The organism is Kitasatospora sp. NRRL B-11411, assembly GCF_000721345.1.
Lineage (GTDB): Bacteria > Actinomycetota > Actinomycetes > Streptomycetales > Streptomycetaceae > Kitasatospora > Kitasatospora cineracea.
In genome coordinates this window covers 89190-100717 of record NZ_JOGH01000007.1, presented here as the reverse complement: position 1 = coordinate 100717, position 11528 = coordinate 89190, and the positions used below count along the sequence as shown (strand labels likewise).

The window sequence follows — 11528 nt, the reverse complement described above, 5'->3', positions numbered from 1 at the left end:
CACCGTAACCAATCGGGCCGAGGGCTGACCAACACGCTCACCGGACGGACAAAACCTGGTGCCCCCGAACAGGCCGGCGGGCCATACTCGGCCGGGTGTTCGTATCGATCTCCACCACCGGCACTGCCGAGAACCCCGCCTCCGACCTGGGCTTCCTGCTGCACAAGCACCCCGACAAGGTGCAGCGGTTCGCCACCGCGCACGGCACGGCCCACGTCTTCTACCCCGAGGCCGGGGAGCAGGCGTGCACCGCCGCGCTGCTGCTGGAAATCGACCCCACCGCGCTGCTCCGCCAAGGCCGCGGCAAGGGCCGGTCCGGCTCGCCCGACCTCGCGCTCGCCCAGTACGTCAACGACCGCCCGTACGCCGCCTCCTCGCTGCTCGCGGTGGCGCTGCGCACGGTCTACCGGTCCGCGATGAAGGGCGAGTGCGCGCACCGGCCCGAACTGCCCGGCCGGGCGCTGCCGCTGCGGATCGCGCTGCCCGCCGTCCCGGTGGCCGGCGGCGACGGCCCCGGGCTGGTGGAGCGGCTGTTCGCCCCGCTGGGCTGGCAGGTCGACGCGCGGCCCGTCCCGCTGGACGAGTCCTTCCCCGAGTGGGGCGACTCCCGGTACGTGCGGCTCGAACTGACCGGCACCCTGCGGCTCGCCGACGCGCTGCAGCACCTCTACGTGCTGCTGCCGGTCCTCGACGGGTCCAAGCACTACTGGGTCGCCCCCGACGAGGTCGACAAGCTGCTCGCGGCCGGCCAGGGCTGGCTCGCCGACCACCCCGAACGGGCCCTGATCATCCGCCGCTACCTCTCCCGCCGCTGGTCGCTGACCAGGCTCGCCACCGAGCGCCTGGCGCTGGCCCGGCTGGCCGAGGCCGACGACCGCGAGGCCGAGGAGATCGACAACGCCGTCCCGGACGTCCCGGACGCTCCGGAGACCGCAGACATCGCAGATGTCACGACTGTCACGACTGTCACGGCTACCACTGAGGAGGTGAACGTCACCGGGTCGACCGGACCGATCACGGCGGTGGCGGAGACCGCCGGTGCTGCGGAGGACGGCCGGGAGCGCGGGGAGTCGCTCGCCGCGCAGCGGCGGACGGCGATCCTGGCGGCGCTGGCCCGCACCGGCGCGGCCCGGGTGCTCGACCTGGGCTGCGGGCAGGGCGAGTTGGTGGGCGCGCTGCTCAAGGAACCGCGGGTGACCGAGGTGCTCGGGGTGGACGTGTCCTCCCTCGCGCTGACGATCGCCGCCCGCCGGCTGCGGCTGGACCGGCTGCCGGAGCGTCAGGCCCGCCGGGTGAAGCTGGTCCAGGGTGCGCTGACGTACACCGACGCCCGGCTGAAGGGCTACGACGCGGCGGTGCTGTGCGAGGTCATCGAGCACCTCGACCTGCCCCGGCTGCCCGCGCTGGAGTACGCCGTGTTCGGCGCGGCCCGGCCCGGTGCGGTCGTGGTCACCACTCCGAACGCCGAGTACAACGTCCGCTGGGAGACCCTGCCCGCCGGGCACAAGCGGCACGACGACCACCGCTTCGAGTGGAGCCGCGCCGAGTTCGCGGCCTGGACGGAGCAGGTCGCGGCCGACTACGGCTACACCGTCGAACTGGAGCCGGTCGGTCCGGTCGACCCCGAGGTCGGCGCACCCACCCAGCTCGCGCACTTCCGCCTCGCCGAACCCGCCGCCACCGAACCCGTCACCACCACTGAACCCGCCACCGCCGAACCCGCCGCCACCGAACCCGTCACCACCGAACCCGACGCCGCTGGACCCGCTGTCACCGGCACCCCGTCGCACGACCACGCCCCGGAAGGGAGCGCCCACCGATGACCACCGAAACCCCGGAGCCGACCCCTGCCCGGGCCGGCCGCCGGCTGCCCGTCACCGACGTCTCGCTGGTGGTGCTGATCGGCAGCACCGGCTCCGGCAAGTCCAGCTTCGCCCGCAGGCACTTCAAGCCCACCGAGGTGGTCTCCTCCGACTTCTGCCGGGGGCTGGTCGCCGACGACGAGAACGACCAGTCCGCCTCCGCCGACGCCTTCGACGTGCTGCACTACATCGTCGGCAAGCGGCTCGCGGCGGGCCGGCTCACCGTGGTCGACGCCACCAACGTCCAGCAGGAGAGCCGCCGCCAGCTGCTCGCCATCGCCCGGGAGCACGACGTGCTGCCGATCGCCATCGTGCTGGACATCCCGGCCGAGGTGTGCGCCGAGCGCAACCGGGCCAGGCCGGACCGGCAGCTGCCGGCGCACGTGATCCCCCGTCACCAGCGCGAGCTGCGCCGCTCGCTGCGCGGGTTGGAGCGCGAGGGCTTCCGCAAGGTGCACGTGCTGCGCGGCGTCGAGGAGGTCGAGCGCGCCGAGATCGTCCCGGAGAAGCGGTACAACGACCTGCGGCACCTGACCGGCCCGTTCGACGTCGTCGGCGACATCCACGGCTGCCGCTCCGAGCTGGAGACCCTGCTCGGCCGGCTCGGCTACCGGATCACCCGCGACGAGCAGGGCCGCGCCGTGGACGCCGCGCACCCCGAGGGCCGCACCGCGGTCTTCGTCGGCGACCTGGTCGACCGCGGCCCGGACACCCCGGGCGTGCTGCGCCTGGTGATGGGCATGGTCGAGGCCGGCCACGCCCTCTGCGTCCCCGGCAACCACGAGAACAAGCTCGGCCGCTGGATGGGCGGCCGCAAGGTCACCGTCTCGCACGGCCTGCAGGAGTCGATCGACCAGCTGTCCGCCGAGAGCGACGAGTTCCGGGCCCGGGTGCGGGAGTTCATGCGCGGCCTGGTCAGCCACTACCTGCTGGACGGCGGCGCGCTGGTGGTCTGCCACGCCGGCCTGCCGGAGAAGTTCCACGGCCGCGCCTCCGGCCGGGTCCGCTCGCACGCGCTGTACGGCGACACCACCGGCGAGACCGACGAGTACGGCCTGCCGGTGCGCTACCCGTGGGCCGAGGAGTACCGCGGCCGCGCCCTGGTGGTCTACGGCCACACCCCGGTGCCGGTGGCGAGCTTCCTCAACAACACCATCTGCCTGGACACCGGCTGCGTGTTCGGCGGCAGCCTGACCGCGCTGCGCTACCCGGAGCGGGAGATCGTCGCCGTCCCGGCCGAGCAGGAGTGGTACGAGCCGGTCCGCCCGATGCACACCGACGCGCCCGGCGGCCGCGAGGGCCGTCCGCTCGACCTGGCCGACGTGGCCGGCCGCCGGGTGGTGGAGACCGCCCGGTTCGGCAACGTCGCCGTCCGGGAGGAGAACGCCGCCGCCGCGCTGGAGGTGATGAGCCGCTTCGCGCTCGACCCGAGGCTGCTCGCCTACCTGCCGCCCACCATGGCCCCCTCGCCGACCTCCCGGCGCGAGGGCCTGCTGGAGCACCCCGAGGAGGCGTTCTTCGCCTACCGGCACGACGGGGTGCAGCAGGTGGTCTGCGAGGAGAAGCACATGGGCTCGCGGGCCGTCGTCCTGGTCGCCCGGGACGAGGCCGCCCTGGAGAAGCGCTTCGGCCTGCCCGGCCCCGGCGCGATCTGGACCAGGACCGGCCGCGCCTTCCTCAACGACCAGCAGCTCACCGGGGCGATCCTCGACCGGCTGCGGGCCGCCGCCGAGGACGCCGGCCTGTTCGACGAACTCGACACCGGCTGGCTGCTGCTGGACGCCGAGCTGCTGCCCTGGTCGCTCAAGGCGGTCGAACTGCTGCGCCGCCAGTACGCCGCCGTCGGCGCGGCCGCCGGGGCCGCCCTGCCCGCCGCGCTCGACGCCCTCGCCCGGGCCGCCGACCGCGGGATGGACGTGGCGGAGCTGACGGTCCGCCAGCAGGAGCGGGCCGAGGACGCCCGGTCCTTCACCGAGGCGTACCGGCGCTACTGCTGGCCGACCGAGGGCCTCGAAGGCATCCGGCTGGCCCCGTTCCAGCTGCTCGCCGCCGAGGGCGCCAACCTGGCGCTGCGCCCGCACACCGAGCACCTCGCCCTGATCGACCGGCTGGTGGAGGCCGACCGGCTGGCCGCCGACCGGGCGGCCGTGGAGCCGGTGCTGCACCGCACCGGGCGGCTGCTGGTCGACACCGGGGACGAGTCCTCGGTCGCCGCCGCCGTCGCCTGGTGGGAGGAGCTGACCGGGGCCGGCGGCGAGGGCGTGGTGGTCAAGCCGGTCGACCCGCTGCACCGGGACGGCTCCGGGCGGCTGGTCCAGCCCGGGCTGAAGGTCCGCGGCCGCGAGTACCTGCGGATCATCTACGGCCCGGACTACACCCGGCACCTGGACCGGCTGCGCCAGCGCTCGCTCGGCCACAAGCGCTCGCTCGCCCTGCGCGAGCACGCGCTCGGCCTGGAGTCGCTGGACCGGCTGGCGGCCGGCGAACCGCTGTGGCGGGTGCACGAGGCGGTGTTCGCGGTGCTGGCCCTGGAGTCCGAACCGGTCGACCCCCGGCTCTGACCCCGAAGCGTCCCGGGCCCCCGGGCAAACCCCGGGGCCCGGAGGGCTCGGGGGCCCGGACGGCCTGGAGCGGGCCGTCCGGGCCCCGGCAACGCGTCGGCCATCACAGTGTTGCATGAATATTCGAATCCTCGTATACACTTCCCGTCTCAGTCCGTTGATCGACCCAGGAGACCGGTATGGCGTTCAACCTCCGGAACAGGCACTTCCTCAAGGAGCTCGACTTCACTCCCCAGGAGTTCCGCCACCTGGTCGACCTGGCGGCCCAGCTGAAGGCCGCCAAGTACGCGGGCACCGAGCAGCCCCGGCTGCGCGGCAAGAACATCGCGCTGATCTTCGCCAAGACCTCCACCCGCACCCGCTGCGCCTTCGAGGTGGCCGCCCACGACCAGGGCGCGTCCACCACCTACCTGGACCCGGCCGGGTCGCAGATGGGGCACAAGGAGTCGATCAAGGACACCGCGCGGGTGCTGGGCCGGATGTTCGACGGCATCGAGTACCGCGGCGACGGGCAGGAGATCGTCGAGGAACTGGCCGCGCACGCGGGCGTCCCGGTCTGGAACGGCCTGACCGACGAGTGGCACCCGACCCAGATGCTGGCCGACGTGCTCACCATCCAGGAGCACTCCGGCAAGCCGCTGAACGAGACCACCCTGGTCTACCTCGGCGACGCCCGCTTCAACATGGGCAACTCGATCCTGGTCACCGGCGCGCTGCTGGGCATGGACATCCGGATCGTCGCGCCCGCCTCGCTCTGGCCCGCCGAGGAGGTCCGCAAGGCGGCCGAGTCGCTGGCGGGGGCCAGCGGCGCCCGGATCACCCTCACCGAGGACGTGGCGGCCGGCGTCGCGGGGGCGGACTTCCTCTACACCGACGTCTGGGTGTCGATGGGCGAGCCCAAGGAGGTCTGGGCCGAGCGGATCGCGCTGCTGAAGCCCTACCAGGTCTCGATGGACACGGTGCGCGCCACCGGGAACCCGGCGGTCAAGTTCCTGCACTGCCTGCCCGCGTTCCACGACCTCGGCACCGAGGTCGGCCGGCAGATGCACGAGCTCACCGGCATGTCGGAACTGGAGTGCACCGACGAGCTGTTCGAGTCGGCGCACTCGGTGGTCTTCGACCAGGCCGAGAACCGGCTGCACACCATCAAGGCCGTGATGGTGGCGACCCTCGGGTCCTGAGGGGTCCCGGGTCCTGAGGGCCTCAGAAGTCGACGTCCACGCAGGCCGCCCGGTCGGCCGCGGCGTGCGGACCGGCGGGCGTGCCCGCGTGCAGCACCAGCGAGTGCGCCTCGTCGGGCCGGAACTCCCACGGGACGGCCACCGAGGCGGTGCCGGACCCGTCCGGGGCGGTGCGCACGGTCATCCGCACCTCGTTGTCGGCGGCGTCCGACCCGGCCACCTGCTGGTAGTGCGGCCCGGAGGACGCCGGGTCGGCGCCGCAGCGCCCGGTGTGCACGTGCGCGGGGAACTCGTGCGCACCGGCCACCCCGGCGAGTTCCAGCGTGACGGAGGTGTGCCCGGCCGCGCGGCCGACCGTGACCCGCACCTGCGAGCCGTACGGCACCAGGTCGGGCGCGTGGGTGATCGCCCGGGCCGGGACGAAGCCGTCCGCCCGGTCGAACCGGGTGTCCACCACCCGGTCGGTCCCGGGAACGCCGGCGGCCCCGGAGGCACTGGCCGGTCCGGGAGCACCGGCCGGGCCCTGGGCGGCGGGCGGAGCGATCGGCAGCAGGGCGAGCGGCACCAGCAGCGCACCGGCAGCGGAGGACAGGGGCATCGCGGACCTTCCGACGGGCCGTCAGGGAGAACAACACCCGACACGGTGGCCGCCCCCGCCCCGCCGCGCACGCCGCCGTGCCGCACCGCCACCCGCAGTCACCCGTACGGGAACCGGCACTCGAACAGCACCGCTACGGTCAGCCGGCCCGTCCGATCCCGTCCCCGGCCCGTCCGGTCCCGGCCCATCCCGTCCCGACCCAGGCCGTCCCGCCGCCCGGTCGGCCATCGGGCAGTCAGCCCGTCGCCGTGATGCCGCGGATCTCGCAGCGCGGGCCGCTGGCGCGCATCAGGCGCAGGTCGGCGGTGATCAGCGGGGCATGGTGGTGCTCGGCGACCGCGACGTAGGCGGCGTCGTCCGGGGTCAGGTTGTCCTTGAGCTCCCAGATCCGGCCGAGCAGCGGGGCGACCTCCACCTTGCGGATGGCGAGTCCGGGCAGTCGGCGGGTCAGGGCGGTGACCTCTTCGGCCGTCAGTTCCTTGGCGAGGTACAGCCCGCGCAGCGACTGCATCACCTCGATCACCACGTGCTCGGGCGCCACCCACTCGGGGTCGGCGGCCAGCGCGGCCCGGGCGGCGTCGCCCCGGGGGCCCCGGTCGGCGAGCGACAGCACCACTGCGGAAGCGTCCACCACGATCATTCGGCTCACGCTAGTCCGTTCGCCCCGGCCGCCCCGCCACCGGGGTGCTCATCCGCCGCCGACCGGGCCCGCCGAGCCACCCGCCCCGCCATCCGCCGCGTTCGGCGGCCGGGTGGCGGAAGGGGCGGCGGGCGGGAAGGCGGAGGGGCCGGTGGTGGCGGGCGGGCTCGTGTCGGCCGTCAGGGCCCGCTGCCGGGCGGACTCCCGGGCCTGCTCCTCCTCGGTGCTGGCCAGCGCGTCCAGTCCGGCGGCGGCCTTGGCGAGCCGGTTGCGGTCCAACGGCGGGTCGCCGCCCTCCGGGCCGGTGGCGGTCAGGACGGTCCGGACGCCGTGGTGGTCGAGCAGGTCCGCCCGGTAAGTGGTCCGGTGCTGCTGGTCGGAGAGCGCGAGCAGCACGCCGTTGGTGTCCTTGCCGGTGACCGGGGCGCACTCCTCGGTGTCCCGGTGGTTGCGGCAGTCGTAGCTCTCGCCGACGCCCCGCGGCGTCCCGCCGGGCTGCTGCACGCGCACCTCGACCGTCCCGGCGTCCGCGCCGGAGGCGGTGCGGAACCGGGCCCGGACGGTGTCGGTCCGCGTGCCGTCGGCGGTCGAGCCCTCCTCGCTCCAGCTGTCGAGGACCAGGTCCGGGACGAACACCAGCAGCCGGTCGAGCACCACGGGCCTGGCCTTGGTGACCGAGGGCGCGGGGACGGCGGACGGCCCACCGGATCCGGGTCCGAGTCCGGATCCGGATCCGGGCCGGGCGGCCGCCACCGCGGACGGCCCGGGGCCCGCGCCGGGGCGCAGCAGCAGCCCGCCGCCCACCGCGAGCGCGGCGACGACGGCGACCGCCCCGGCCAGCGCGAGCCGCCGCCGCACCCGGATGGCCCGCCCCTCGGCGGTGGCCCCGGCGACCAGCAGGCCGAGGTCGGGCGCGCTGCCACCGACCGCCCGCACGAAGACGTCGCTCAGCTCCTGCTCGGGCATCGGGAGGTTTCTCGCTCTCTGACGGTCGGTGCGGTCGGTGTGGTCAATGCGGTCGGTCGGCCGGTGCGGCGGTCGGTGCGGTCACGGCACCAGGCTGTCCAGGTGCGGGGCGAGCTGGCGGCGCAGCCTGGTCAGGGCGCGCAGGGCGCGGACCCGGACGGTGCCGGGGGAGAGCTGGAGTTCGGCGGCGGTCTCGTCGACGCTCCGGTCCTCCCAGTAGCGCAGCACCAGCACCGCCCGGTCCTTGGGCGGCAGTTCGGCGAGCGCGGCGAGCAGGGCGACCCGCAGCGCGGGGTCGTGGTCGGGGGCGGCCTGCTCGGGGACGCTGTGGAGCACGGGGAGTTCGGCGCTGCGGCGCAGCCGCCGGTGCGAGAGGTAGCAGCGGACCAGCACGGTGCGGGCGTACGCGGCGGGGCTCTCGGCGTGCTTGACCCGGTGCCAGGAGGCGTAGATCCGGGCGAGGGCGGTCTGGGTGAGGTCCTCGGCGAGGTGCCAGTCGCCGCACAGCAGCAGCGCGGTGCGGAACAGCGCGGCGCCCCGGGTGTGCGCGAACTCCTCGAACTCGCGCCGCTCCTCGGCGGCCCTGCGTCGTCCCACCACCACCCGCGCACCCCTGTCGCCGTCCCCGTACTCAGAAGACAGACGCGCGGGGCGGCCGGTTGCGTTACGCCCCGGTCGTGCTCGGGGGGTCGGGAGGTGCACCCTGGTGGGAAGCACGGCAGCGCGGTGGTGGGGCGAGCCGGTGGAGTGTGGGCGGAGCCCATGCACTATGGTTTATCTCGACATCGAGATACATTCCGCGTTACGATTTATCTTGACGTCAAGATACTTGCCGAGGGGTCCAGAGGTGCGGACCTCCATCATCGGCCCGGTAAGCGACAGCAGGCAGGTTAGCTAAGGCTTACCTTATCACCGGGTGGACCAAGAAGGAGTCAGTCGTGTCCGCGAACAGCTTCGACGCCCGCAGCTCGCTGCAGGTGGGCGACGAGTCGTACGAGATCTTCAAGCTCTCCGCCGTCGAGGGTGCCGAGCGGCTGCCGTACAGCCTCAAGGTCCTGCTGGAGAACCTGCTCCGCACCGAGGACGGCGCCAACATCACCGCCGACCACATCCGCGCCCTGGGCGGCTGGGACCCGACGGCCGAGCCGTCCGAGGAGATCCAGTTCACCCCGGCGCGCGTGATCATGCAGGACTTCACCGGCGTGCCCTGCGTGGTCGACCTGGCCACCATGCGCGAGGCCGTGAAGGAGCTGGGCGGCGACCCGTCCAAGATCAACCCGCTGGCGCCGGCCGAGCTGGTCATCGACCACTCCGTCATCGCCGACAAGTTCGGCACCCCGGACGCCTTCGTCCAGAACGTCGAGATCGAGTACGGCCGCAACAAGGAGCGCTACCAGTTCCTGCGCTGGGGCCAGACCGCGTTCGACGAGTTCAAGGTCGTCCCGCCCGGCACCGGCATCGTCCACCAGGTCAACATCGAGCACCTGGCCCGCACCGTCATGGTCCGCAACGGCCAGGCGTACCCCGACACCTGCGTCGGCACCGACTCGCACACCACCATGGTCAACGGCCTGGGCGTGCTGGGCTGGGGCGTCGGCGGCATCGAGGCCGAGGCCGCGATGCTCGGCCAGCCGGTCTCGATGCTGATCCCGCGCGTGGTCGGCTTCAAGCTGAACGGCCAGCTCCCGGCCGGCACCACCGCCACCGACCTGGTGCTCACCATCACCGAGATGCTGCGCAAGCACGGTGTGGTCGGCAAGTTCGTCGAGTTCTACGGCGAGGGCGTCACCTCGATCCCGCTGGCGAACCGCGCCACCATCGGCAACATGTCGCCGGAGTTCGGCTCGACCTGTGCGATCTTCCCGATCGACGCCGAGACCATCAACTACCTGAAGCTCACCGGCCGCGACGAGCAGCAGCTCGCCCTGGTCGAGGCGTACGCCAAGGAGCAGGGCCTCTGGCACGACCCGTCGGTCGAGCCGGTCTACTCCGAGTACCTGGAGCTGGACGTCTCCACCGTCGTCCCGTCGATCTCCGGCCCGAAGCGCCCGCAGGACCGGGTGGTCCTGGCCGAGGCCGCCACCAAGTTCGCCGAGGCGCTGCCGACCTACTCGGCCGAGGCCTCGAAGCCGACCACCGTCACCTCCCCCGACGGCTCGACCTACGAGATCGACAACGGCGCGGTCGTGATCGCCTCGATCACCTCCTGCACCAACACCTCCAACCCCTCCGTCATGCTGGGCGCCGCCCTGCTGGCGAAGAAGGCCGTGGAGAAGGGCCTGCACGTCAAGCCCTGGGTCAAGACCACCCTGGCGCCCGGCTCCAAGGTCGTCATGGACTACTACGAGAAGGCCGGCCTGCTCCCGTACATGGAGAAGCTGGGCTTCAACCTGGTCGGCTACGGCTGCGTCACCTGCATCGGCAACTCGGGCCCGCTGCCCGAGGAGGTCTCCGCCGCGGTGAACGAGTCGGACCTCGCGGTGGTCTCGGTGCTCTCCGGCAACCGCAACTTCGAGGGCCGGATCAACCCGGACGTCAAGATGAACTACCTGGCCTCCCCGCCGCTGGTGGTCGCCTACGCCCTGGCCGGCAACATGAACGTCGACATCACCAAGGACGCCCTGGGCCAGGACGCCGACGGCAACGACGTCTTCCTCGCCGACATCTGGCCGTCGGAGCAGGAGGTGGCCGACACGGTCGCCAACTCCATCGACCAGGACATGTTCGCCAAGGACTACGCGGACGTCTTCGCCGGCGACCACCGCTGGCAGTCGCTGCCCATCCCGACCGGCAACACCTTCGAGTGGGACGCCGAGTCCACCTACGTCCGCAAGCCCCCGTACTTCGAGGGCATGGCCAAGACCCCGAGCCCGGTGAGCGACATCTCCGGCGCCCGCGTGCTGGCCAAGCTGGGCGACTCGGTCACCACCGACCACATCTCCCCGGCCGGCAACATCAAGCCCGGCACCCCGGCGGCGCAGTACCTGACCGCCAACGGCGTGGAGAAGCGCGACTTCAACTCGTACGGCTCGCGCCGCGGCAACCACGAGGTGATGATCCGCGGCACCTTCGCCAACATCCGCCTGCGCAACCAGATCGCGCCCGGCACCGAGGGCGGCTACACCCGCGACTTCACCCAGGCCGACGCGCCGGTGTCGTTCATCTACGACGCCTCGCAGAACTACCAGGCCGCGGGCACCCCGCTGGTGGTCCTGGCGGGCAAGGAGTACGGCTCCGGCTCGTCCCGCGACTGGGCGGCCAAGGGCACCGCGCTGCTCGGCGTCAAGGCCGTCATCGCCGAGTCCTACGAGCGCATCCACCGCTCCAACCTGATCGGCATGGGCGTCCTGCCGCTGCAGTTCCCGGCCGGCGAGAACGCCGACTCGCTGGGCCTGACCGGCGAGGAGACCTTCGAGTTCACCGGTGTCACCGAGCTGAACGAGGGCCGCACCCCGAAGACCGTCAAGGTCAAGGCGGTCGGCCCGGCGGGCACGAGCACCGAGTTCGACGCGGTGGTGCGCATCGACACCCCCGGTGAGGCGGACTACTACCGCAACGGCGGCATCCTGCAGTACGTGCTGCGCAGCCTGATCGGCTGACGGCGCCAGTAGGCCGCGAGGGGCCGGACCGCATCGTGCGGTCCGGCCCCTTGTGCGTTCCCGGCCAATGGACTAAACCTCTCCCTCAGCACATGGTCCATACCAATTGACGCTGAATCGG

General features: G+C 72.9%; 8 protein-coding genes. 4 read left to right on the top strand and 4 right to left on the bottom strand.

Going from position 1 to position 11528, the window contains the following annotated elements; genetic code table 11:
- The first annotated feature begins 95 nt into the window (after positions 1-95).
- The 3 genes from IH44_RS43930 to argF all read left to right on the top strand — a co-directional run bounded on the left by IH44_RS43930 (position 96) and on the right by argF (position 5604).
- A complete protein-coding gene (locus tag IH44_RS43930) occupies positions 96-1823 on the top strand; it encodes a 3' terminal RNA ribose 2'-O-methyltransferase Hen1 (protein WP_081966733.1) in 1728 nt (575 codons plus the stop codon).
- Positions 1820-4423, top strand: a complete 2604-nt coding sequence (locus tag IH44_RS0105590; protein WP_030458272.1) for a polynucleotide kinase-phosphatase — start codon at positions 1820-1822, stop codon at positions 4421-4423. Before IH44_RS43930 ends, IH44_RS0105590 begins: the two co-directional genes overlap by 4 nt.
- Before the next feature lie 179 nt (positions 4424-4602).
- Positions 4603-5604 (top strand): ornithine carbamoyltransferase, encoded by a 1002-nt coding sequence (gene argF, locus IH44_RS0105585; protein ID WP_030458271.1) that lies wholly within the window; start codon positions 4603-4605, stop codon positions 5602-5604.
- Positions 5605-5626: 22 nt separating this feature from the next.
- On the opposite strand, the gene IH44_RS42395 is transcribed toward argF, so the two are convergent.
- The 4 genes from IH44_RS42395 to IH44_RS0105565 all read right to left on the bottom strand — a co-directional run bounded on the left by IH44_RS42395 (position 5627) and on the right by IH44_RS0105565 (position 8411).
- Positions 5627-6202, bottom strand: coding sequence for a hypothetical protein (locus IH44_RS42395; protein ID WP_051816575.1), 576 nt, complete (start codon positions 6200-6202; stop codon positions 5627-5629).
- 235 nt (positions 6203-6437) lie between these two features.
- A complete protein-coding gene (locus tag IH44_RS0105575; RefSeq protein ID WP_030458269.1) occupies positions 6438-6842 on the bottom strand; it encodes a type II toxin-antitoxin system VapC family toxin in 405 nt (134 codons plus the stop codon).
- Positions 6843-6890: 48 nt separating this feature from the next.
- Positions 6891-7808: a hypothetical protein gene (locus IH44_RS0105570; RefSeq protein ID WP_030458268.1), complete on the bottom strand. Its 918-nt coding sequence runs from the start codon at positions 7806-7808 to the stop codon at positions 6891-6893.
- A gap of 81 nt (positions 7809-7889) precedes the next feature.
- Positions 7890-8411 carry a SigE family RNA polymerase sigma factor gene (locus IH44_RS0105565; protein ID WP_030458267.1) on the bottom strand — a complete coding sequence of 174 codons (522 nt, stop codon included), beginning with the start codon at positions 8409-8411 and terminating at the stop codon, positions 7890-7892.
- 335 nt (positions 8412-8746) lie between these two features.
- Between IH44_RS0105565 and acnA the strand changes: the two genes are divergently transcribed.
- Positions 8747-11407, top strand: a complete 2661-nt coding sequence (gene acnA, locus IH44_RS0105560; protein WP_030458266.1) for an aconitate hydratase AcnA — start codon at positions 8747-8749, stop codon at positions 11405-11407.
- Positions 11408-11528 lie beyond the last annotated feature (121 nt).

Bases quoted from the DNA above. Each gene is read 5' to 3' on its own strand.
- IH44_RS0105590 (WP_030458272.1), top strand. From the start codon at position 1,820: ATGACCACCGAAACCCCGGAGCCGACCCCTGCCCGGGCCGGCCGCCGG.
- argF (WP_030458271.1), top strand. From the start codon at position 4,603: ATGGCGTTCAACCTCCGGAACAGGCACTTCCTCAAGGAGCTCGACTTC.
- IH44_RS42395 (WP_051816575.1), bottom strand. From the start codon at position 6,202: ATGCCCCTGTCCTCCGCTGCCGGTGCGCTGCTGGTGCCGCTCGCCCTG.
- IH44_RS0105575 (WP_030458269.1), bottom strand. From the start codon at position 6,842: ATGATCGTGGTGGACGCTTCCGCAGTGGTGCTGTCGCTCGCCGACCGG.
- IH44_RS0105570 (WP_030458268.1), bottom strand. From the start codon at position 7,808: ATGCCCGAGCAGGAGCTGAGCGACGTCTTCGTGCGGGCGGTCGGTGGC.